We start from the raw sequence: 22,036 nt of genomic DNA, 5'->3' as shown, positions 1-22,036 counted from the left end.
GTCTTGATCAGTCCCGGTTCTGTACGTGCTGGTAGCCGAAGCGGCCCTTGAGGCAGAGGTTGCCGTGGGTCACCGGATTGTCGTGCGGGGCAGTGACCTTCACGATCTCATTGTCCTGCACGTGCAGGGTCAGGTTGCAGCCGACTCCGCAGTACGTGCACACCGTCGTCGTCTCGGTCTGCGCGGACTCGTCCCACGTACCGGCGGCACGCATGTCGAACTCCGACTTGAAGCTGAGGGCGCCGGTCGGGCAGACCTCGATGCGGTTGCCGCAGTAGACGCAGGCGGAGTCCGTCAGCGGCGCGTCGTGCTCGACGGCGATACGGGCGTCGAAGCCGCGCCCCGCGACCGAGATGGCGAAGGTGTTCTGCCCCTGCTCGCCGCAGGCGTCGACGCACTTGTAGCAGAGGATGCGCTTGTCGTAGTCCCGCACGTACAGGTCGTTGTCGACCCTCGGCTCCTCGTTCAGCCGGGCCGCGTCGGGACCGGACCGCTCGGGCTTCGCCTCGTACTCCTTCAGCCGGCCCGCGGCCTTCGGTGTCGTCGACATGTCGACCGACGAGGCGAGCAGTTCGAGGACGACCCTGCGGCTGTGCCGGGTGCGTTCGGTGTCCGTGCGCACGCTCATGCCGGGCTCGGCCCGCCGCGAGCAGGCGGGCGCGAGGGTGCGGGCGCCGTCCACCTCCACCACGCACACGCGGCAGGCGTTCTTGGGGGTGAGGGTGTCGCCCTCGCACAGGGTCGGGACGTCCTTGCCCGCCGCCCGGCAGGCGTCGAGCAGTGTGGCCCCTTCCGACACCCTCGTCGCCGCCCCGTCCAGGGTGAACTCCACCAGGCGGCGCGGCGGTTGCAGAGGTATCGCGGTCATTCGTACGCCCCCAGGCGGTCGATGGCGGATTCCACGGCGTTCCTCGCGGTCTGGCCGAGACCGCAGATCGAGGCGTCCCGCATGGCCCGCCCCACGTCGCGCAGCAGCGCGATGTCGTCAGCGGCGTCGGCGCCGGTCCACCCGAGGACGCGGTGCAGCGCCTCCTCCTGGCGGACGGTTCCGACGCGACAGGGCGCGCACTGTCCGCAGGACTCGTCGTGGAAGAACTCGGCGATGCGCAGCAGGACGCGGGGGAGCGGCACGGTGTCGTCGAAGGCGAGCACGACGCCGGAGCGGAGGGTGGTCCCGGCCGCCCGGGTTCCCTCGAAGGTGAGGGGAACGTCGAGTTCGTCGGCCCGTACGAAGCCGCCGGCGGCGCCTCCCAGGAGCACGGCGCGGAGGTTTCCGGGCCTTCCGGCCAGGGCGAGGAGTTCGCCGAGGGTGGCGCCGAAGGGCAGTTCGTAGACGCCCGGCCGCGCGACGCTCCCGGAGACGCAGAAGAGCTTGGGCCCCGTGGACTTCTCCGTACCGATGGCCGCGTAGGCGGCGGCGCCCATGGTGAGGATCGGCAGGACGTTGACGAGCGTCTCGACGTTGTTCCCGGCAGTGGGTTTGCCGAACAAACCCTTCTCTACAGGGAAGGGCAGTTTGGACCGGGGCTCTCCTTTGTACCCCTCGATGGAGTTGAAGAGCGCCGTCTCCTCGCCGCAGATGTACGCACCCGCACCGCGCCGGATCTCGATGTCGAAGGCGTACCCCTGCCCGAGGATGTCGTCGCCGAGCAGCCCGCGCGCGTGTGCCTGCGTGATGGCGTGCTCCAGTCCGCGCAGGGCACGGGGGTATTCGCCGCGGAGGTAGAGGTAGCCGTGGTGGGCGCCGGTCGCGTACCCGGCGACGGTCATCGCCTCGATGAGCGCGTACGGGTCGCCCTCCATGATCACGCGGTCCTTGAAGGTGCCGGGCTCGGATTCGTCGGCGTCGCAGACGAGGTAGTGCGGATGTTCGGGCCGGGCGGCGGTGGCCTGCCACTTGCGTCCCGTGGGGAAGGCGGCCCCGCCCCGTCCGACGAGCCCCGACTCGGTGACCTCGCGGATCACCTCGGCGGGGCCGATGGCGAAGGCACGGCGGAGGGTGGTGTAGCCGCCGTGGGCGCGGTAGTCGTCGAGGGAGGCCGGGTCGACGGTGCCGATTCTCTCCGCGCGGGCTCAGCACCCTCACTCCGTGCTGCCTCATGGCCGCCAGATGCGGTCCACGGGCGACGAGATGGACGCCCGCGCCCGCGCGGTGCAGCGCGGCTCCGACGTAGGCGCCGATCGCACCGGCACCGAGGACTGCGACTTTCACGGTGGGGCGCTCCATTCGGTCGGGGGATCCGAGGAACGTGCGTCGTGGGGCGCGCGCCGTGGGGCGCGCGGCATGGAACGTATGGAGAATTTCGCCGACGAAATATTGTCTACAGTATGGAAGTTGGGTGGGCAAGAGGTCGCGCGGCTTCCCAACTCACCGGACTTCTTCCTATGGTTCGGGATCATGAGGCCCCCCGTCGCACCCCCCGGATGGTCCCGCTGGCTCGTGCCCCCCGCCGCGCTCTCGGTGCACCTCTCCATCGGCCAGGCCTACGCCTGGAGCGTGTTCAAACCGCCCCTCGAATCCGCGCTCGACCTCAGCGGCACCCAGAGCGCGCTCCCCTTCCAGCTCGGCATCGTCATGCTCGGCCTCTCCGCCGCGTTCGGCGGCACGCTCGTCGAGCGCAACGGCCCGCGCTGGGCGATGGCCGTCGCCCTCACCTGCTTCTCCTCCGGCTTCCTGATCGCCGCCCTCGGCGCGGCGATCAGCCAGTACTGGCTGATCGTGTTCGGCTACGGCTTCATCGGCGGGATCGGCCTCGGCATCGGCTACATCTCACCCGTCTCCACACTGATCAAGTGGTTCCCCGACCGCCCCGGCATGGCCACCGGCATCGCGATCATGGGCTTCGGCGGGGGTGCGCTCATCGCCTCGCCGTGGAGCGCGCAGATGCTGGACTCCTTCGGCGCGGACTCGGACGGCATCGCGCTCGCGTTCCTCGTGCACGGCCTCACCTATGCCGTCTTCATGGCGCTCGGCGTGTTCCTGGTGCGGGTGCCGCGGACGGAAGGCGCGCACCGGCCGGGCGGCCCGGGCGCGCTGGACGGGCCGCAGGTCTCGGCGTCGCAGGCCGTCCGCACCCCGCAGTTCTGGTGCCTGTGGGTCGTCCTGTGCATGAACGTGACCGCCGGGATCGGCATCCTGGAGAAGGCCGCCCCGATGATCACGGACTTCTTCGCGGACACCGCGACGCCCGTGTCGGTCTCCGCCGCGGCCGGCTTCGTCGCCCTGCTCTCGGCCGCGAACATGGCGGGCCGCATCGGCTGGTCGTCGGCATCGGACCTGATCGGCCGCAAGAACGTCTACCGCGTCTACCTCGGCGTCGGCGCGCTCATGTATCTGCTGATCGCACGCTTCGGGGACACCTCGAAACCGCTGTTCATCTGCTGTGCGCTGGTGATCCTCTCCTTCTACGGAGGCGGCTTCGCGACCATCCCCGCGTATCTGAAGGACCTCTTCGGCACCTACCAGGTCGGCGCCATCCACGGCAGGCTGCTCACCGCGTGGTCGACGGCGGGCGTCCTCGGACCGCTGATCGTGAACCGGGTCGCCGACCACCAGGAGGAGGCGGGCAAGCACGGCTCGGGCCTCTACGGCCTCTCCTTCGCGATCATGATCGGACTCCTCGTCGTGGGCTTCGTCGCGAACGAGCTGGTCCGGCCCGTCCACCCCCGCCACCACATCCCCGTCCCGAGGGAGGCCGCTGATGACCACGCCACCGAGCACACCGCCAAGTAACCGCCGCGCATTGACCGTGTTCGCCTGGCTCTGGGTGGGTCTTCCGCTCGGTTATGGCGTCTATGAACTCGTACACAAGGTCACACAGCTCTTCAGAGGGTGACCGGATCATGAGAAGCATCCAAACCCTGCGCGCCTTTCCTGTCGCATTACGTGCATCGTTACTCGTGAGTCGCTGACCAAACTGGAGGGTCCCGTATCTCCGGCACAAGGGGGACCCGTACATGCACGGCTCGCGCATCGCCGCCGTCGGCCACTACCAGCCCGCCAAGATCCTCACCAATGAGGACCTGGCGGCCAAGGTCGACACCAGCGACGAGTGGATCCGGTCCCGGGTGGGCATCCGCACCCGCCACATCGCGGGCCCGGAGGAGCCGGTCGACGAGCTGGCCGCGCACGCCGGCGGCAAGGCCCTGGCCGCCGCGGGCCTGACCCCCGAAGCGATCGACCTCATCGTGGTCGCCACCTCCACGGCCATCGACCGCTCGCCGAACATGGCCGCACGGGTCGCCGCACGCCTCGGCGTCCCCGGCCCGGCCGCCCTTGACCTCAACGTGGTGTGTGCGGGCTTCACGCACGCGCTGGCCACCGCCGACCACACCCTGCGGGCCGGGGCCGCGACCCGCGCCCTGGTCATCGGCGCGGACAAGATGTCCGAGGTCACCGACTGGACGGACCGCACCACCTGCGTCCTGACCGGTGACGGCGCGGGCGCGGTCGTCCTGGAGGCGTGCGGGCCCGGCGAGGAGCCCGGCGTCGGCCCCGTGCTCTGGGGCTCGGTGCCCGAGATGGGCAACGCCGTGCGCATCGAGGGCACGCCGCCACGCTTCGCCCAGGAGGGCCAGAGCGTCTACCGCTGGGCGACGACCCAGCTGCCGCCGCTCGCCCGCGCGGCCTGCGAGCGCGCCGGGCTCACCCCGGCCGACCTTGCCGGAGTCGTCCTGCACCAGGCCAACCTCCGCATCATCGAGCCGCTCGCCGAGCGCATCGGCGCGGTGAACGCGGTCGTCGCACGCGATGTCGTCGACTCCGGCAACACCTCGGCGGGCAGTATCCCGATGGCGTTCTCCAAGCTGGTGGAGCGCGGCGAGATCCGCTCCGGGGACCCGGTCCTGCTGTTCGGCTTCGGCGGCAACCTGTCGTACGCGGGGCAGGTCGTTCGCTGCCCGTGACGCCGTGCTGTGCCTGTGGCGCCGCGCTGTGCCCGTGGTGCCGTGCCGCGCCCGTGAATGAGTCACGCGCAGGCGTGTGATCGGCTCAACTCCCCCTGGTACTGGCCCCTGTAGCTCGTAGACTGTAGACAAAAGGCAATCTTCGAGGAGGGGGCCGCGATGTTGTCCACAGGACTGCCGCCGGGGGCGGTGCCCAAGCTCGAACGTCCCGGTCCACTCAGAGAGCGGGTCTACGAGGCCCTGCTCGAACTGATCACGACCCGTTCGCTGCAGCCCGGCCAGCACCTCGTCGAGAGCGAGCTGGCCGGGCACCTCGGTGTCTCGCGGCAGCCGGTGCGCGAGGCGCTGCAGCGGCTCAACACCGAGGGGTGGGTGGACCTGCGTCCCGCCCAGGGCGCGTTCGTGCACGAGCCGACCGAGGAGGAGGCGGACCAACTCCTCACCGTCCGCACCCTGTTGGAGGCCGAAGCCGCCCGGCTCGCCGCCGCGAACACCGGCCTCGCGGGCATCAAGGAGCTCGACGAGCTCTGCACCCGGGGCGAGCAGGCCGTGGCCGACGGCGACGTGGACCAGGTGGTCACCCTGAACGCCGCCTTCCACGCCAAGGTGATGGAACTGGCGGGCAACGTGGTCCTCGCCGAGCTCGCCGGGCAGGTGGACCGCCGGGTCCGCTGGTACTACACGCCGGTCGCCCGGCAGCGCGGCAGGCAGTCCTGGCTGGAGCACCGCGAGCTGATCGCCGCCATCGCCGAGCGCGACGAGCGGCGCGCAACGGACATCATGCGGGCCCACACCGAGCACACCAGGCAGACCTACCACCAGCGCGACCAGGGCTGAGCACCGCCTGCGTCTGCGTCGTCTGCCCCACGAGGCGCCCTTCGTCGTCGTACACCTCCGTCTGCACGACGACGAACGAGCCGCCGACATGCAGCGGGCGGGCCACCGCGCGGGCCGTCCCGGCGCGGACGGCCCGGAAGAAGTTCGTCTTCGACTCGACCGTCGACGTGGTCGCTCCCGACGGCAGGTTGCGGAACGCGCACACCGCGCCGACCGTGTCGGCGAGCGACATCAGCGCCCCACCGTGCAGCACGCCGCCCGCCGTGCACACGTCGGGCGACCAGTCGAGGGTGCCCTCGACGCGGTCCGGCCCGGCTTCCGTGAAGGCGATGCCGAGGCGCGCGGCGAAGGGGACCATGTCGAGCAGCCGGGTGAGGAGTTCGTCCTGGGGCGGGGTGTCCGGCACGGGGCGGCCTTCCGTTCGGGGCGGCGAGGGACCGCCATCGTGCGGCCCGGTCCCGGGGGCCGTCGATTACCTCGGAGGTAGGTCCGGCCCCGTACGGTCTGATGTGCAGGGCCAGCCTGTTGTACAGGGCCAGTACCGCCTGTCGCACAGGGCCAGTACCGCCTGAAGACCGGGAGAAGTGAGATGAGTACGCAACACCGCATACGCCCCGCGATCGGCGAAGACATGCCGGTGGCCGTGAACACCCTCGCCAGAGCCTTCGCCGACTACCCCTTCACCCGGCACGTCGTCGCGGCCGACGACCACCATGAGCGGGTACGCCGCTTCCAGGAGCTCTTCCTGACGCGCATCGGGATGGTCTACGGACGGGTCTGGGTCGCGGGCGCCGGGCGCGCCGTCGCCGTGTGGACCACGCCGGACCGGGACCCGGGGCCCGGCTTCGCCGCGATCGGCCCGCTCGTCGGGGAGCTCGCGGGCGACCGCGCGCCCTGGTTCGAGTCGGCGGACCGCGCGCTCCGGCCGTACCGGCCCCGGTTCCCCGCATGGTTCCTCGCCACGGTCGGGGTCGACCCGGACGAGCAGGGCAAGGGCCTCGGCGGCGCGGTGATCAAGCCCGGCCTCGACGCCGCCGACCGTGCCGGATTCCCCTGCTTCCTGGAGACCTCGACGGAGCAGAACGTGGCGTTCTACGAGCGGCTCGGCTTCACCGTCACGGCCGACGTCCCGCTGCCGGACAACGGCCCGCGCACCTGGTGCATGCTCCGGCAGCCCGCGTAGACGCAGGCCCCCACCCCCCTTTGTCCTGTGACTGGAGAAAGTCATGGGCAATTCCCGCGCAACTTCTTCCCAGTCCCGGCAGGCACTGCTACGTTCCCCTCGAAAGCTTGAAAGAAGCCCTGAGGCGACGGCGGCGGCAACGACGGCGCACCAGCCCGCGGGCAACGGCATGGGAAGCCCGATGAGGCGGGGAGGGGCGCGTGAGACGTATGACGGCTCGACCCGCCAACACGCACCAGGCACGGCTGTTGCGCCTGTTGCGTGACGGAGGACCCAACTCCCGCGCCCAGCTGGGCGATCAGGTCGACCTCTCGCGGTCCAAGCTGGCCGTGGAGGTCGACCGGCTCCTGGAGACCGGACTCGTGGTCGCCGACGGACTCGCCGCCTCGCGCGGCGGCCGCCGGTCCCACAACATCCGCCTGGCCCCGGCCCTCCGCTTCCTCGGCGTGGACATCGGCGCGACCTCGGTAGACGTCGCGGTGACCAACGCCGAGCTGGAGGTCCTCGGCCACATCAACCAGCCCATGGACGTGCGCGAGGGCCCGGTCGCGGTCTTCGAGCAGGTCCTCGCCATGGCGGCCAAGCTCAAGGCCTCCGGGCTCGCGGAAGGGTTCGACGGCGCCGGCATCGGCGTCCCGGGTCCCGTCCGCTTCCCCGAGGGCGTGCCGGTCGCCCCGCCGATCATGCCGGGGTGGGACGGCTTTCCCGTCAGGGAGGCCCTCAGCCAGGACCTCGGCTGCCCCGTCATGGTCGACAACGACGTGAACCTCATGGCGATGGGGGAGCAGCACGCGGGCGTCGCACGCTCCGTGGCCGACTTCCTCTGCGTCAAGATCGGCACGGGCATCGGCTGCGGCATCGTCGTCGGCGGTGAGGTCTACCGCGGTACGACGGGCAGCGCCGGCGACATCGGCCACATCCAGTCCGAACCGGACGGACGCCCCTGCGCCTGCGGCAACAAGGGCTGCCTGGAGGCCTACTTCAGCGGCGCGGCGCTCGCCCGCGACGCCGAGGAGGCGGCCAGGGAGGGACGTTCGGCGGAGCTCGCCGCGCGGCTCGACGAGGCGGGACGGCTCAGCGCCGTCGACGTCGCGGCGGCCGCCGCCGCGGGCGACGCCACCGCACTCGACCTCATCCGCGAGGGCGGCAACCGCACCGGCCAGGTCATCGCGGGCCTCGTCAGCTTCTTCAACCCGGGCCTCGTGGTGATCGGCGGCGGTGTGACCGGCCTCGGCCACACGCTGCTCGCCGCGATCCGCACCCAGGTCTACCGCCAGTCGCTGCCCCTGGCGACCGGCAACCTCCCCATCGTCCTGGGTGAGTTGGGCCCCACCGCCGGAGTCATCGGCGGCGCCCGCCTCATCAGCGACCACCTGTTCTCACCGGCCTGACCGACACGTACGCCACGCACGGCACGTACGCAACGTAGCGCCACCTCATCCGGCACAGCGCCCTGCTCCGCCCTGCGCTGTTCCGGCCCGCCCCACCACAACCGGCTCCGCCCTGCCCTGAATCCGCCCTGCCCTGCTGCGATCACCGCCGAGGGGAACCGTCATGGCACAAGAACCACCGCTGCTCACCATGTCCGGCATCACCAAGTCGTTCCCCGGAGTCCGTGCCCTCGACGGCGTCGACCTCCAGGTCCAGGCCGGGGAAGTGCACTGCCTCCTCGGCCAGAACGGCGCCGGGAAGTCCACCCTCATCAAGGTCCTCGCCGGCGCCCACCAGCCCGACGGCGGCGAGATCACCTGGCGCGGCGAGCGCATCACGCTCCGCTCGCCGATCGCCGCCATGCGGCTCGGCATCGCCACCATCTACCAGGAGCTCGACCTGGTGGAAGGGCTGTCCGTCGCCGAGAACGTCCATCTCGGGCACGAGCCGACCGCCGCCGGTTTCGTGGTGCGCGGCCGGACGGCGAAGGCGTCGACCGCGGCTCTGCTCAAGCGACTCGGGCATCCGGAGATCGACCCGGGCCGACTCGTGGGCGAGCTCTCCGCGGCCCACCAGCAGATCGTCTCGATGGCCCGCGCGCTCTCGCACGAGGTGCGTCTCATCGTCATGGACGAGCCGTCGGCCGCCCTCGACCCCGACGAGGTCGACAACCTCTTCCGCATCGTCGCCGACCTCACGGCGGACGGCGTCGCCGTCGTCTACATCTCCCACCGGCTGGAGGAGATCCGCCGCATCGGCGACCGCGTCACCGTCCTCAAGGACGGCCGTGCCGTCGCGGGCGGCCTGCCCGCCGAGTCGACGCCGACCAAGGACGTCGTGGCGCTGATGACCGGCCGCAACGTCGAGTACGTCTTCCCGGACCGGCCCGCCGAACCATCCTCCGCACAACCGGTGTTGACCGTCCGCGGCCTCTCCAGGCGCGGCGAGTTCGAACCCCTCGACCTCGACCTGCGCCCCGGCGAGATCGTGGGCCTCGCCGGACTCGTCGGCTCCGGGCGCTCCGAGATCCTGGAGACGATCTACGGCGCGCGCAAGCCCAGCACGGGCCAAGTGGCCGTCGAGGGACAGAACCTGCGCCCCGGAAGTGTCCGCGCCGCCATCCGTGCGGGGCTCGGCCTCGCTCCCGAGGAGCGCAAGGCGCAGGCCCTGCTCATGCTGGAATCCGTCACCCGCAACGTGTCGGTCTCCTCCATGTCCCGCTTCTCGCACGGCGGTTGGCTCGACCGGGGCGCCGAACGCGAGGCCGCACGCGCGGCGACGCGCGAGCTCTCGCTGCGCCCCGACCAGCCCACGGCCCCGGTCCGCACCCTCTCCGGCGGCAACCAGCAGAAGGCCGTCCTGGCCCGCTGGCTGCTGCGCGGCTGCCGCGTCCTGCTGCTCGACGAGCCGACCCGCGGCGTCGACGTCGGCGCCCGCGCCGAGCTGTACGCGGTCATCCGGCGCCTCGCCGACGAGGGCCTGGCCGTGCTGCTCGTCTCCAGCGAAGTGCCCGAGGTGCTCGGCCTCGCCGACCGCGTCCTGGTGCTCCGCGAGGGCCGCGTCGTGCACACCGCCCCCGCCCGTGAACTCGATGAACACCGCGTACTCGACCTCGTCCTTGAAGGGAGCCCGGCGGCATGACCCAGCCAGCCCCGGCGGCCGAGGCCGCCACCCACAAGAGCACCCCCGCGGACGGCGGCAGCCCGTGGCGCACCGCCGTGGCCCGCGCCGACGTGCGGACGCTCTCGCTGCTCGGTGTGCTCGCCGTGCTGATCGCGATCGGCGGCATCACCCAGCCCGACTCGTTCCTCGACACCGACAACGTCCAGCTGATCCTCACCCAGGCGTCCGTCATCGGCGTGGTCACCGTCGGCATGACGTTCGTGATCATCTCCGGTGGCATCGACCTGTCGGTCGGCGCGATCGTCGCGCTCGCCTCGGTGTGGGCGACGACGGTCGCCACCCAGGAGTACGGCTTCGCGGGCATCCTCTTCACGGCCGTGATCGTCGGAATGGGGTGCGGCCTGGTGAACGGCCTGCTCGTCGCGTACGGCGCGATCGTGCCGTTCATCGCCACCCTCGCCATGCTGGCGGCGGGTCGCGGCCTCGCCCTGCAGATCACCGACGGCAAGACCCAAATGGTCACCGTCGACGGGGTGTTGAAGCTCGGCGAGCGCGACTCCTACATCCTCGGCATCCCGCCGCTGGTCCTGGTCTTCGCCGCCGTCACCGTGGTCGGCTGGCTGCTCCTGAACCGCACCACCTTCGGCCGCCGCTCGGTCGCCGTCGGCGGCAACGCGGAAGCGGCCCGCCTGGCCGGCATCGACGTCCGCAGGCAGCGGCTCTACCTGTACCTGCTCTCCGGCCTGTGCTGCGGCATCGCGGCCTTCCTGCTGATCGTCCTCTCCGGCTCCGGCCAGAACACCAACGGCAACCTGTACGAACTCGACGCCATCGCAGCGGTGATCATCGGCGGCACCCTGCTCACCGGCGGCCGCGGCACCATCACGGGCTCCGTGCTCGGCGTGCTGATCTTCACCACGATCCAGAACATCTTCGCGCTCAACAACCTGGAGACCGCGACCCAGCAGATCGCCAAGGGCGCGATCATCGTCGCCGCGGTGCTCGTCCAACGACGTACGGCCACCACTTCCTGACCCGAGGGGTTCACTCATGCCATCCCACACCAGCCGCAGAGGACTCCTCTTCGGAGCCGCCGCGCTGTCCACCGGAGCCCTCATCACGGGCTGCACCAGCAACGAGTCGAAGGACGACGACTCCGACGACAAGTCGCAGCAGGTGGCCGACGACAAGCCGGGCAAGAAGGTCACCATCGGCTTCGCGGGCCCCCAGGCCGACCACGGCTGGCTCAACGCCATCAACGACAACGCCAAGAAGCGGGCCGAGAAGTACGCGGACGTCACACTGGAGGCCACCGAGGGCTCCAACGACACCGCGGCGCAGATCGGCCAGGTCGAGACGCTGATCAACAAGAAGGTCGACGTCCTCGTCGTCCTGCCCGCAGACGGCAAGGCGCTCACCCAGGTCGGCCTGAAGGCCATGCGCGCGGGCATCCCGGTCGTCAACCTCGACCGCGTCTTCGCCTCCCCGCAGGCCTACCGCTGCTGGATCGGCGGCGACAACTACGGCATGGGCCTGAGCGCCGGGCACTACATCGGCGAGAAGCTCAAGGACAAGAAGAACGCACGCGTCGTGGAGCTGGCGGGACTCGACAACCTGGAGCTCACGAAGCAGCGCTCGAAGGGCTTCGACGACGCCCTCAAGAACTACCCGAACATCAAGAAGGTCGCCCGGCAGGCAGCCGACTTCACCGTCGAGTCGGGACAGTCGAAGATGTCCCAACTGCTGCAGGCCCAGAAGAACTTCGACGCCCTGTGGAACCACGACGACGACCAGGGCGTGGGGGCCCTGCGCGCCATCAAGCAGGCGGGCCGCGACGACTTCCTGATGGTCGGCGGCGCGGGCGCGCTCTCCGCCATGCAGGCCATCGAGGCGGACAACAGCGTCCTGAAGGCCACCGTCCTCTACCCGCCGACCATGGCCGCGTCCGCGATCGACCTCGCGCGCGCCCTCGGTCAGGGCAAGGGCGTCAACGGCATGGCCGAGTTCGAGATCCCGTCCTTCGTCACCTGCTACTCGGCCGTGGTCGACAAGGAGAACGTCGGCCAGTACATGTCCACCGGTTTCAAGTGATGCGCACGCCCGCACCCCCCACCGAGCGTCGACGAGGAGGATTACCGCATGCGTGAGACGGAAACCGAGGCCGGTGCCGATTCCCAGCCGGGGGCCGGTACCGCGGCCGATCCCGGGGCCGCCGAGAAGCGGCCGCTGGGTGTCGGCATGGTCGGCTACGCCTTCATGGGCGCTGCCCACTCACAGGGCTGGCGCACCGTGGGCCGCGTCTTCGACCTGCCGGTGCAGCCGGTGCTCTCGGCCGTCTGCGGCCGCGACGGCGGCGCCGTGCGCGCCGCCGCCGACCGGCTCGGCTGGGCCGCCGCCGAGACCGACTGGCGCGCCCTGATCGCCCGGGACGACGTCGACATCGTCGACATCTGCACGCCCGGCGACAGCCATGCGGAGATCGCCGTCGCCGCCCTGGAGGCGGGCAAGCACGTGCTGTGCGAGAAGCCCCTCGCGAACAGCGTCGAGGAGGCCGAGGCCATGGCCGAGGCCGCCGAACGGGCGCGTGCCCGCGGCCAGGTGGCCATGGTCGGCTTCAACTACCGCCGGGTGCCCGCCCTCGCGCTCGCCCGGCGGATGATCGCCGAAGGGCGGCTCGGAGCGCTGCGGCACGTACGCCTGACGTACCTTCAGGACTGGCTGGTCGACGCGTCGTTCCCGCTGACCTGGCGGCTGCGCAAGGACCGGGCGGGATCCGGTGCGCTCGGTGACCTCGGTGCGCACATCGTGGACCTCGCGCAGTACCTGGTGGGGGAGCCGGTGGCGGGGGTGTCGGCGCTCACCGAGACCTTCGTGCGTGAACGGCCCGTCCTGGAGGGTGCTTCCAGCGGGCTCACCGCGGCGGGCGGCAGCCGGCTCGGGACGGTCACCGTCGACGACGCGGCCGTCTTCACGGGACGCTTCCCGTCCGGCGCCCTCGCGTCCTTCGAGGCGACCCGGTTCGCGGCGGGCCGAAAGAACGCGCTGCGGCTCGAACTCAACGGCTCCGAAGGCTCGTTGGCCTTCGATCTGGAGCGTCTGAACGAGCTTTCCTACCACGACCACACCGAGCCCGCCGCCTCGTCCGGCTTCCGCCGCATCCTGGTGACCGAGCCCGACCACCCGTACGTGGACGCCTGGTGGCCGCCGGGCCACGGCCTCGGCTACGAGCACACCTTCGTGCACCAGGCCCGTGACCTGCTGCACGCCATCGGCACCGGGGCGCGGCCCGAACCCTCCTTCGCCGACGGACTCTCCGTGCAGCGGGTGCTCGCCGCGGTGGAGGAGAGCGCGGCGAAGAACTCCGTGTACACGCCCGTTCCCGCCTGATGCCCGCCCGATTCCCGCTCTGAGGAGGCCTGGTCATGCCACGGCAGTTCACGCTCTTCACCGGCCAGTGGGCCGACCTTCCGCTCGAAGAGGTCTGCGCGCTCGCCCGCGACTTCGGCTACGACGGCCTCGAACTCGCCTGCTGGGGCGATCACTTCGAGGTCGACAAGGCGCTCGCCGACCCGTCGTACCTGGACGGGCGGCACGCGCTGCTCGACAAGTACGGACTCAAGTGCTGGGCGATCTCCAACCACCTCGTCGGCCAGGCCGTCTGCGACGCGATCATCGACGAGCGGCACCAGGCGATCCTGCCCGCCCGCATCTGGGGCGACGGCGAGGCAGAGGGCGTGCGGCAGCGGGCGGCCGCCGAGATCAAGGACACCGCGCGGGCAGCCGCGGCCTTCGGCGTCGACACGGTCGTCGGCTTCACGGGCTCCTCGATCTGGCACCTGGTCGCGATGTTCCCGCCCGCTCCCGAGTCGATGATCGAGCGCGGGTACGAGGACTTCGCCGAGCGGTGGAACCCGATCCTGGACGTCTTCGACGCGCAGGGCGTGCGATTCGCCCACGAGGTGCACCCGTCGGAGATCGCGTACGACTACTGGACCACGCACAAGGCCCTGGAGGCCGTCGGCCACCGCCCCGCGTTCGGGCTGAACTTCGACCCGTCGCACTTCGTGTGGCAGGACCTCGACCCGGTCGGGTTCCTCTACGACTTCCGTGACCGCGTCTACCACGTCGACTGCAAGGAGGCCCGGCGCCGCCTGGACGGCCGCAACGGCCGCCTCGGCTCGCACCTGCCGTGGGGCGACCCGCGCCGCGGCTGGGACTTCGTGTCGGCGGGCCACGGGGAGGTCCCCTGGGAGGACGTCTTCCGGATGCTGCGCTCCATCGCGTACGAGGGCCCGATCTCCGTGGAGTGGGAGGACGCGGGCATGGACCGCCTGCAGGGCGCGCCGGAGGCGCTGGCGCACCTGAAGGCGTTCGATTTCGAGGCCCCGAGCGCGTCCTTCGACGCGGCGTTCGGCGGCTCCGACCGGACCGACTGACCGGTCCGTCTCACGCCGCGTTTGTCCATTGACAGGAAAAAGTTCAACTTCTGTCGCGCACAAGGGCTTTCCGCCCGGGACAAACGTGGCTACCGTCCTTGAGGTGTACAGGACATGAAGAGTCCGGGGTGACGGCGCACCCCGGCGCACGGCGCACCCACCCCGTACGACCGTCCCCCCTCCGGAGGAACTTCCGTGCACAGGAAACGCCCGAGACTCCGCAGAACCCTTGCCCTGCTCACCGGCACCGTACTCACCGGTGCCACCCTGACCCTCGCCGTACCGCACGCCGGTGCCGTGCCCGCCGACCCGCCCGCGCAGGCCGCCCCCGTCGCCGAGGACTTCCAGCAGGTCACCCTCGCCAAGGGCGAGCCGGAGACGGGCGAGCCGATGACGCTCGCCGTGCTCCCCGACCGCTCGGTCCTGCACACCTCCCGCGACGGCACGCTCCGCCTCACGGACGCGGCGGGCAACACCAAGGTCGCCGGGAAGATACCGGTCTATTCGCACGACGAAGAGGGCCTCCAGGGCGTCGGCATCGACCCGAAGTTCAGCGAGAACCGCGCGATCTTCCTCTACTACGCGCCGCCCCTGGACACCCCCGCGGGCGACGCCCCGGAGACCGGCACGGCCGAGGACTTCAAGAAGTTCGACGGCGTGAACCGCCTCTCCCGCTTCGTCCTGAAGGCCGACGGCACCCTGGACACCGCCAGCGAGAAGAAGGTCTTCGACGTCCCCGCGAGCCGCGGCACCTGCTGCCACGTCGGCGGCGACATCGACTTCGACAAGGACGGCAACCTCTACCTGTCGACGGGTGACGACTCCAACCCCTTCGCCTCGGACGGCTTCACGCCCATCGACGAGCGCGCGGACCGCAACCCCGCCTTCGACGCGCGGCGCAGCGCAGGCAACACCAACGACCTGCGCGGCAAGATCCTCCGCGTCAAGGTCGCCGACGACGGCAGCTACACCGTCCCCGACGGCAATCTCTTCGCCAAGGGCACCGAGAAGACCCGCCCCGAGATCTACGCGATGGGCTTCCGCAACCCCTTCCGGATGAGCGTCGACAAGCCGACCGGCACCGTGTACGTGGGTGACTACGGGCCCGACGCGGGCGCGGCCGACCCCAAGCGCGGCCCCGCGGGACAGGTCGAGTTCGCCCGGGTCACCAAGGCCGGGAACTTCGGCTGGCCGTTCTGCACCGGCAAGAACGACCCCTACATCGACTACGACTTCGCGACCGGCACCTCAGGGTCCGCCTTCGACTGCGCGGCCCCGAAGAACGAGTCGCGGTACAACACGGGCCTGACCGACCTGCCGCCCGCGCAGGAGGCGTGGATTCCCTACGACGGCGGTTCCGTGCCCGAGTTCGGCAGCGGCTCCGAGTCCCCGATGGGCGGCCCCGTCTACCGCTACGACGCGGCGAACACCTCCCCGGTGAAGTTCCCCGAGGCCTACGACGGCGACTTCTTCGCCGGCGAGTTCGGCCGACGCTGGATCAAGCGCATCGAGCAGGGCGCGGACGGCACGGTGTCGAAGATCAACCCGTTCCCGTGGACCGGCACCCAGGTGATGGACATGGAGTTCGGCCCGGACGGCGCGCTGTACGTCCTCGACTACGGCACGGCCTGGTTCGGCGGCGACGAGAATTCCGGACTCTTCCGCATCGAGAACGCCACCGAGGGCCACTCCCCGGTCGCCGAGGCGAGCGCGTCCGTGACCAGCGGGCAGGCACCGCTGCGCACGAAGTTCACCTCGAAGGCCACGGACGCCGACGGCGGCACGCTGACCTACGCCTGGGACTTCGGCGACGGCGGCAAGTCGACGCAGCAGAACCCCACGTACACGTACAAGAAGAACGGCGTCTACACGGCGACCGTGACCGTGAAGGACTCCACCGGACGCACCGGCTCGGCCAGCGCGCACATCACCGTCGGCAACACCGCGCCCAAGGTGACCCTGGAGGTTCCTGGCGACGGGCAGCTGTTCACCTTCGGCGACAAGGTGCCCTTCAAGGTGAAGGTGACCGACCCGGAGGACGGCGCGATCGACTGCACCAAGGTGAAGGTCACGCACATTCTCGGCCACGACAGCCACGGCCACCCCGTCACTTCGGCCAACGGCTGCGAGGGCACCATCCAGACCTCCGCCGACGGCGAGCACGACCCGAACGCCAACATCTTCGGGGTCTTCGACGCCGAGTACACCGACAAGGGCGCCAACGGCCAGCCTGCGCTGACCACTCACGATCAGAACGTCGTCCAGCCCAAGCACCGCCAGGGCGAGCACTACAACGACTCCAAGGGCGTCTCCGTCGTCAACCACACCCCGGCGCACGGCGGCAAGACCGTCGGCGACATCCACAACGGCGACTGGGTCTCCTTCAAGCCGTACATCCTCGGCAACGCCACCAAGCTGACCGCGCGCGTCGCGTCGGCCGGATCCGGGGGCACGCTGGAGGTACGCAGCGGATCCGTCGGCGGCAAGCTGCTGGGCAGCGTGAAGGTGGCGCCGACCGGTGGCTGGGAGACCTACAAGGACGTCAGCACGGCGATCGCCAAACCGCCGACGAAGACCACGACGCTCTTCCTGGTCTTCAAGGGCAAGGGCTCGGGAGCGCTCTACGACCTGGACGACTTCACCTTCACGACGAGCTGAGAGGGGTCAGCACATGCGCGCATCCGTACGGCTGGCCACCGCGACCGCAGCGGCCGCCCTGCTCATCGGCTGTGTGTCGGGTCCCGCGGCCTCGAAGCCCGAGCCGCCGAAGAAGGCCGGTGAGAAGGTCCTCGTCTTCTCCAAGACCGCCGGCTTCCGGCACGACTCCATTCCCACCGGCATCGCCACCGTCAAGGAACTCGGCGCCGCGAACGGCTTCACCGTCGACGCCCCCGAGGACGCGGGGGCCTTCACGGCCGCCAACCTTGCCCGGTACGACGCCGTGGTCTGGCTCTCTACCACCGGCGACGTCCTGAACACCGACCAACAGGGGGCGTTCGAGCAGTACATCCGCGACGGCGGCGCCTACGTCGGCGTGCACGCCGCGGCCGACACCGAGTACGACTGGCCCTTCTACGGCGGGCTCGCGGGCGCCTACTTCCAGTCGCATCCCGCGATCCAGCCCGCGAAGGTCCACGTCGAGGACCATGCCCACCCGGCCACCGCCCACCTGGGCACCAGCAGCTGGGACCGCACCGACGAGTGGTACAACTACCGCACCAATCCCCGCGACCGGGCCCGCGTGCTCGCCTCCCTCGACGAGTCGTCGTACACGGGCGGCACGATGTCCGGCGACCACCCGATCGCCTGGTGCCAGAGTTACGAGGGCGGCCGCTCCTTCTACACGGGCGGCGGCCACACCAAGGAGTCGTTCGCCGAGCCGGCCTTCCGTCAGCACCTGCTGGGCGGCATCCGCTGGGCCGTCGGCGCGGCACAGGCCGACTGCCGGCCGGAGAAGGGCTACACGCCGATCTTCGACGGCACGGCCTCCTCCCTGGAGGGCTGGAAGCAGGCAGGCCCGGGTTCCCTGCAGCTCGACGAGGGCGACGGAACGCTCAAGACCGTCGGCGGCATGGGCATGCTCTGGTACGACCGGCGCGAACTCGGCTCCTACTCCCTCAAGCTCGACTGGCGGATGCGGGGCGACGACAACTCGGGGATCTTCGTGGGCTTCCCGCCCTCCGAGGACCCGTGGTCGGCCGTGAACAACGGCTACGAGATCCAGATCGACGCCACGGACGTCCCCGAGAAGACCACGGGCTCCGTCTACGGCTTCCGCTCCGCCGACCTGAAGAAGCGCGACAAGGCGCTGAACCCGCCGGGGGAGTGGAACACCTACGAGATCCGGGTCGAGGGCGAACGCCTTCGCGTCTACCTCAACGGAGTGCAGATCAACGACTTCACCAACACCGACCCGGCCCGGAGCCTGCGACAAGGCCACATCGGCATCCAGAACCACGGTGACGCCGACGAGGTCTCCTTCCGGAACATCCGGCTGAAGGACCTGCCGGCCAAGGGCCGCCCGGGGAAGGGACTCTCCGAGAAGGACCAGCCGACGGACGGCCCGTCGGCCCACCGCTCCGGCCCACCCGCCCCGACCGGTTCGGGCGCGGGCCGCTAGACGGCGGCGGGCGGAGGACGCCGGACCTCCGCCCGCCGTCTTGCACCGCACTCACGTTCCGCGAGCTCCCGAGTCGTGTCCCGAGCTCTTGAGCCATGGCAGGAGGCAGCCGTGTCCACATCCGCGACCTCTACATCTGCGCCCTCTACTCCTCCCCTCGGGACGCCGCCCGTCGCACCCGTCGGCGTATGGCTGATCGGGGCCCGCGGCTCGGTCGCGACCACGGCCGTGGCGGGCTGCGCGGCGATGACCGCCGGACTCCACGCCCCCACCGGCATGGTGACCGAGACCGCACCCTTCATGGATCGCGGACTGCCGACGTTGTCCTCTCTCGTCTTCGGCGGACACGACACCACCAGCTGCCCCCTGCCCAAACGCGCCGAGGAACTCGCCGCGGGCGGAGTCCTCCCGCACGGTCTCCCCTCGGCGGTGCACGCCGAACTCGCCGCCGCCGACGCCGAGATACGTCCCGGCGGACCCCAACCCGGCGACGCCCGTTCCGATGAGGAACTGATCGACGCCTTCACCGCCGACCTCCGCGATTTCGTACGTCGCCGGGGACTGGCCCGCGCCGTGGTGGTGAACGTCGCCTCGACCGAACCACTCCCGGCGGACGGCGCCGCACGCCTCCCCGCCAGCTCCCTCTACGCGGCCGCCGCCCTGCGCGCCGGCTGCCCCTACGTGAACTTCACCCCCTCGACGGGCCTGCACCACCCCCACCTGACCGAGACGGCACGCGCCTGCGGCCTCCCCTACGCGGGCCGGGACGGCAAGACCGGGCAGACCCTGCTGCGCTCCGTGCTCGGCCCGATGTTCGCGCAACGGGCGCTCGCCGTCCGCGCCTGGTCGGGAACGAACCTCCTCGGCGGCGGGGACGGCGCCGCCCTGGCCGACCCCGCGGCCGCCGCGGCGAAGAACGCGGGCAAGGAACGCGTCCTCGCCGACACACTGGGCTCCGCCCCCGAGGGCGAGGTCCACATAGACGACGTCCCCTCCCTCGGTGACTGGAAGACGGCCTGGGACCACATCGCCTTCGACGGCTTCCTCGGCACCCGCATGGTCCTGCAGACCACCTGGCAGGGCTGCGACTCGGCCCTCGCCGCCCCCCTGATCCTGGACCTCGCCCGCCTGACGTCCCGCGCCCACGAACGCGGCCTCTCCGGCCCCCTGCCCGACCTCGCCTTCTACTTCAAGGACCCCGACGCGGGAGCCCCCGCGGCCCTGGGCGAGCAGTACGCGGCACTGCTGGACTTCGCGGAGCGATTGGGCGCAGACCCCGCCCCCACCGGGCGAGGCGGCCCTGGTCCTGAGGGCGGCCCGTCGGCGGGTGACTCCGCATGAAGGCCGGGAACGCCGCGAACGCCGGGCGCGCCGGAACCACTGTGAGCGGCGGGGACGCCGGTCGTGCGGGGAGGGCCGTGAGCGGCGGGAACGCCGGTCGTGCCGGGAACGCCGTGAACGTCCCCCGTGCCTGGGTCGAACTCCTCCGTCTCCCCGCCCTGTTCACCGTCCCCGGCGACGCGCTCGCCGGAGCGGCGGCGACCGGCCTGCGCCCCAACCACCGCACCCTCCTTGCCATCGGCTCCTCCCTCTGCCTGTACGAGGCCGGTATGGCCCTCAACGACTGGGCGGACCGCGCCGAGGACGCCGTCGAACGTCCTGAGCGCCCCCTGCCCTCCGGCCGCATCGCCCCACCCGCGGCCCTCACCGCGGCAGCCGCCCTCACGGCCGCCGGTCTCGCCCTCGCCTCCCGCGCGGGGCGCCCGTCCCTCGCGATGGCCGGGGCCCTGGCCGGGACGGTGTGGGCCTACGACCTCGGCCTCAAACACACCCCCGCCGGACCGGCAGCCATGGCCGCCGCACGCGGCCTCGATGTCCTCCTCGGCGCGACCGCCACGGCGGGCCCTGGCCGCGGCCCGTGCGCCCGGGCCGCCGTGCCTTCGGCCGCGGCCCTCGCCGCCCACACCCTGGCCGTCACGGTCGTCTCCCGCCGCGAGGCCCAGGGCGGCTCCTCGGCCGCCCCCTTGGCCGCACTGGCAACGACGACGGCACTGGCCCGGCTGGTCGGCGCGGGTGGTCGGGGAGGGCAGCCCCGCTCCACGGGCGGACCGGGCCTAGGATTCGCTGCCGCCACGGGCCGACAGGACTCCGGAAGCGCTGTCGCCACCGATCGAGACGGCCTGCGGTCCGCTGTCGCCAACTACCGCGACGGCCTGCGGTCCGCTGCCGCTACCGACCGACTGGGCGTGCGGTCCGCCGCCGTCACCGACCGAGATGGCCTGCGGTCCGCCGCCGTCACCGGTCGACAGGCCCTCCGTGGCGTCCTCGCGCTCGCCTACGTCGGGACTGCCGCCAAGCCTCTCTTCCACGCCGCCCTCAATCCGTCACCTCCCCTCACCCAGCGCGCCGTCGGCGGCGGGATCCGCGCCATGATCCCGCTGCAGGCCGCGCTCGCCGCCCGCGCCGGCGCCGCGGGCACCGCCCTGCTGACCGCCGCCCTCGCCCCCGCCGCCCGGAAGTTCGCACGGAAGGTGAGCGTCACATGAGCGGAACAGGCCCCCGGCACCCCCACCCGGTCGACGCGCGACAGGGCGACGGGCTCCGCTTCGGCTACGGCACCAACGGGCTCACCGACCTCCGCCTCGACGACGCCCTCGACCTCCTCGCCGACCTCGGCTATGCGGGCCTCGGCCTCACCCTCGACCACATGCATCTGGACCCCCTCGCCCCCGACCTCGCCTCCCGCACCCGTCACGTGGCCCGTCGCCTCGACCGCCTCGGCCTCAGCGTCACCATCGAAACGGGCGCTCGTTACGTCCTCGACCCGCGCCGCAAACACGGCCCCTCCCTCCTGGACCCCGACCCCCAACGCCGGGCCGAGCGCAGCCGTCTGCTGATCCGCGCCGTCCAGGTCGCCGCCGACCTGGGCGCCCACGCCGTGCACTGTTTCAGCGGCATCACCCCGGCGGGCACCTCGGACGACGTCGCGTGGCGGCGACTCGCCGACGCACTCGGCCCCGTACTCGACGCCGCGTCGGGCGCCGGCGTCCCACTCGCGGTCGAGCCCGAACCCGGCCACCTCCTCTCGTCCCTCGCCGACTTCCACCACCTGCGCCACGAGCTCGGCGACCCCGACCCCGATCTCCTCGGCCTCACCCTCGACATCGGCCACTGCCAGTGCCTCGAACCCCTCCCTCCCGCGGACTGCGTACGTGCTGCCGCCCCCTGGCTGCGGCACGTCCAGATCGAGGACATGCGCCGCGGAGTCCACGAGCACCTGCCGTTCGGCCACGGAGAGATCGACTTCCCGCCCGTCCTGGCAGCCCTGGCCGCCGCCGACTATCGAGGGCTCACCGTCGTCGAACTGCCCCGCCACTCCCACGCGGGCCCCGAACTCGCCACCCGCTCCATCGATTTCCTGCGCCGAGCGCAAGCCGCAGTCCCGGCCGCCGCGACGGCCAGGCCTCAGCCCGGCTCCGCCCCTGCCCCGCTCTCTTATAC

18 protein-coding genes and 2 pseudogenes are annotated in these 22,036 nt (G+C 71.3%); 16 read left to right on the top strand and 4 right to left on the bottom strand.

Annotated elements, in window-relative coordinates; genetic code table 11:
* Positions 1-7: 7 nt before the first annotated feature.
* The 3 genes and pseudogenes from AOK03_RS08740 to AOK03_RS40640 all read right to left on the bottom strand — a co-directional run.
* Positions 8-868 (bottom strand): 2Fe-2S iron-sulfur cluster-binding protein, encoded by an 861-nt coding sequence (locus tag AOK03_RS08740; protein WP_055564600.1) that lies wholly within the window; start codon positions 866-868, stop codon positions 8-10.
* Positions 865-2,061 (bottom strand): annotated as a pseudogene (locus AOK03_RS08735) (complex I 51 kDa subunit family protein); the annotation flags it as partial. The gene AOK03_RS08740 and the pseudogene AOK03_RS08735, both read right to left, overlap by 4 nt.
* A pseudogene (locus AOK03_RS40640) lies at positions 2,060-2,212 on the bottom strand (ketopantoate reductase family protein); the annotation flags it as partial. The pseudogenes AOK03_RS40640 and AOK03_RS08735, both read right to left, overlap by 2 nt.
* 186 nt (positions 2,213-2,398) lie before the next feature.
* On the opposite strand from AOK03_RS40640, the gene AOK03_RS08730 reads away from it, so the two are divergent.
* The 4 genes from AOK03_RS08730 (at position 2,399) to AOK03_RS08720 (ending at position 5,742) form a co-directional block, all read left to right on the top strand.
* A complete protein-coding gene (locus AOK03_RS08730; RefSeq protein WP_055564599.1) occupies positions 2,399-3,733 on the top strand; it encodes an OFA family MFS transporter in 1,335 nt (444 codons plus the stop codon).
* Positions 3,702-3,836 carry an MFS transporter small subunit gene (locus tag AOK03_RS45130; RefSeq protein ID WP_425264363.1) on the top strand — a complete coding sequence of 45 codons (135 nt, stop codon included), beginning with the start codon at positions 3,702-3,704 and terminating at the stop codon, positions 3,834-3,836. The genes AOK03_RS08730 and AOK03_RS45130 overlap by 32 nt, the downstream gene beginning before the upstream one ends.
* 121 nt (positions 3,837-3,957) lie before the next feature.
* Positions 3,958-4,905, top strand: a complete 948-nt coding sequence (locus AOK03_RS08725; RefSeq protein WP_055564598.1) for a beta-ketoacyl-ACP synthase III — start codon at positions 3,958-3,960, stop codon at positions 4,903-4,905.
* A 159-nt stretch (positions 4,906-5,064) separates the two neighbouring features.
* Positions 5,065-5,742, top strand: coding sequence for a GntR family transcriptional regulator (locus AOK03_RS08720; RefSeq protein WP_079074565.1), 678 nt, complete (start codon positions 5,065-5,067; stop codon positions 5,740-5,742).
* Here the strand turns inward: AOK03_RS08720 and AOK03_RS08715 are convergent.
* Complete coding sequence (locus tag AOK03_RS08715; protein ID WP_079074564.1) at positions 5,684-6,148, bottom strand: PaaI family thioesterase; 465 nt, start codon at positions 6,146-6,148, stop codon at positions 5,684-5,686. The genes AOK03_RS08720 and AOK03_RS08715 overlap by 59 nt on opposite strands.
* A gap of 183 nt (positions 6,149-6,331) precedes the next feature.
* Between AOK03_RS08715 and AOK03_RS08710 the strand changes: the two genes are divergently transcribed.
* The 12 genes from AOK03_RS08710 to AOK03_RS08655 form a co-directional block, all read left to right on the top strand.
* Positions 6,332-6,925 (top strand): GNAT family N-acetyltransferase, encoded by a 594-nt coding sequence (locus AOK03_RS08710; RefSeq protein WP_055564596.1) that lies wholly within the window; start codon positions 6,332-6,334, stop codon positions 6,923-6,925.
* Between the two features lie 209 nt (positions 6,926-7,134).
* Positions 7,135-8,316 carry an ROK family transcriptional regulator gene (locus tag AOK03_RS08705; RefSeq protein ID WP_055564595.1) on the top strand — a complete coding sequence of 394 codons (1,182 nt, stop codon included), beginning with the start codon at positions 7,135-7,137 and terminating at the stop codon, positions 8,314-8,316.
* Between the two features lie 163 nt (positions 8,317-8,479).
* On the top strand, positions 8,480-9,997 hold the full coding sequence (locus AOK03_RS08700) for a sugar ABC transporter ATP-binding protein (protein ID WP_055564594.1): 1,518 nt from the start codon (positions 8,480-8,482) through the stop codon (positions 9,995-9,997).
* The gene (locus tag AOK03_RS08695; protein WP_055564593.1) at positions 9,994-11,013 is read left to right on the top strand and encodes an ABC transporter permease; all 1,020 of its coding nucleotides are present in this window, start codon (positions 9,994-9,996) and stop codon (positions 11,011-11,013) included. Before AOK03_RS08700 ends, AOK03_RS08695 begins: the two co-directional genes overlap by 4 nt.
* 16 nt (positions 11,014-11,029) lie before the next feature.
* Entirely contained in the window at positions 11,030-12,070 is a 1,041-nt protein-coding gene (locus tag AOK03_RS08690) for a substrate-binding domain-containing protein (protein WP_055564592.1), read from the top strand.
* Positions 12,071-12,118: 48 nt separating this feature from the next.
* The gene (locus tag AOK03_RS08685; RefSeq protein ID WP_055564591.1) at positions 12,119-13,366 is read left to right on the top strand and encodes a Gfo/Idh/MocA family protein; all 1,248 of its coding nucleotides are present in this window, start codon (positions 12,119-12,121) and stop codon (positions 13,364-13,366) included.
* Positions 13,367-13,401: 35 nt separating this feature from the next.
* Positions 13,402-14,415 (top strand): sugar phosphate isomerase/epimerase family protein, encoded by a 1,014-nt coding sequence (locus tag AOK03_RS08680; RefSeq protein WP_055564590.1) that lies wholly within the window; start codon positions 13,402-13,404, stop codon positions 14,413-14,415.
* 195 nt (positions 14,416-14,610) lie between these two features.
* The gene (locus AOK03_RS08675) at positions 14,611-17,073 is read left to right on the top strand and encodes a PQQ-dependent sugar dehydrogenase (RefSeq protein ID WP_055564589.1); all 2,463 of its coding nucleotides are present in this window, start codon (positions 14,611-14,613) and stop codon (positions 17,071-17,073) included.
* 13 nt (positions 17,074-17,086) lie between these two features.
* On the top strand, positions 17,087-18,535 hold the full coding sequence (locus AOK03_RS08670) for a ThuA domain-containing protein (protein ID WP_079074563.1): 1,449 nt from the start codon (positions 17,087-17,089) through the stop codon (positions 18,533-18,535).
* A gap of 111 nt (positions 18,536-18,646) precedes the next feature.
* The gene (locus tag AOK03_RS08665; protein ID WP_079074562.1) at positions 18,647-19,876 is read left to right on the top strand and encodes an inositol-3-phosphate synthase; all 1,230 of its coding nucleotides are present in this window, start codon (positions 18,647-18,649) and stop codon (positions 19,874-19,876) included.
* Between the two features lie 77 nt (positions 19,877-19,953).
* Entirely contained in the window at positions 19,954-21,081 is a 1,128-nt protein-coding gene (locus AOK03_RS08660; protein ID WP_063792449.1) for an SCO3242 family prenyltransferase, read from the top strand.
* A partial coding sequence (locus AOK03_RS08655) for a sugar phosphate isomerase/epimerase family protein (RefSeq protein WP_055564606.1) occupies positions 21,078-22,036 on the top strand: 959 nt, incomplete at its 3' end. The genes AOK03_RS08660 and AOK03_RS08655, both read left to right, overlap by 4 nt.

The sequence above is a fragment of the Streptomyces atriruber genome (assembly GCF_001418325.1).
GTDB lineage: Bacteria > Actinomycetota > Actinomycetes > Streptomycetales > Streptomycetaceae > Streptomyces > Streptomyces atriruber.
Note: the sequence above shows the minus strand (reverse complement) of the source record. Positions and strands in the feature narration are given on the sequence as shown.

Bases quoted from the DNA above. Each gene is read 5' to 3' on its own strand.
- AOK03_RS45130 (WP_425264363.1), top strand. From the start codon at position 3,702: ATGACCACGCCACCGAGCACACCGCCAAGTAACCGCCGCGCATTGACC.
- AOK03_RS08730 (WP_055564599.1), top strand. From the start codon at position 2,399: ATGAGGCCCCCCGTCGCACCCCCCGGATGGTCCCGCTGGCTCGTGCCC.
- AOK03_RS08725 (WP_055564598.1), top strand. From the start codon at position 3,958: ATGCACGGCTCGCGCATCGCCGCCGTCGGCCACTACCAGCCCGCCAAG.
- AOK03_RS08690 (WP_055564592.1), top strand. From the start codon at position 11,030: ATGCCATCCCACACCAGCCGCAGAGGACTCCTCTTCGGAGCCGCCGCG.
- AOK03_RS08700 (WP_055564594.1), top strand. From the start codon at position 8,480: ATGGCACAAGAACCACCGCTGCTCACCATGTCCGGCATCACCAAGTCG.
- AOK03_RS08695 (WP_055564593.1), top strand. From the start codon at position 9,994: ATGACCCAGCCAGCCCCGGCGGCCGAGGCCGCCACCCACAAGAGCACC.
- AOK03_RS08720 (WP_079074565.1), top strand. From the start codon at position 5,065: ATGTTGTCCACAGGACTGCCGCCGGGGGCGGTGCCCAAGCTCGAACGT.
- AOK03_RS08705 (WP_055564595.1), top strand. From the start codon at position 7,135: ATGACGGCTCGACCCGCCAACACGCACCAGGCACGGCTGTTGCGCCTG.
- AOK03_RS08670 (WP_079074563.1), top strand. From the start codon at position 17,087: ATGCGCGCATCCGTACGGCTGGCCACCGCGACCGCAGCGGCCGCCCTG.
- AOK03_RS08740 (WP_055564600.1), bottom strand. From the start codon at position 868: ATGACCGCGATACCTCTGCAACCGCCGCGCCGCCTGGTGGAGTTCACC.
- AOK03_RS08685 (WP_055564591.1), top strand. From the start codon at position 12,119: ATGCGTGAGACGGAAACCGAGGCCGGTGCCGATTCCCAGCCGGGGGCC.
- AOK03_RS08710 (WP_055564596.1), top strand. From the start codon at position 6,332: ATGAGTACGCAACACCGCATACGCCCCGCGATCGGCGAAGACATGCCG.
- AOK03_RS08680 (WP_055564590.1), top strand. From the start codon at position 13,402: ATGCCACGGCAGTTCACGCTCTTCACCGGCCAGTGGGCCGACCTTCCG.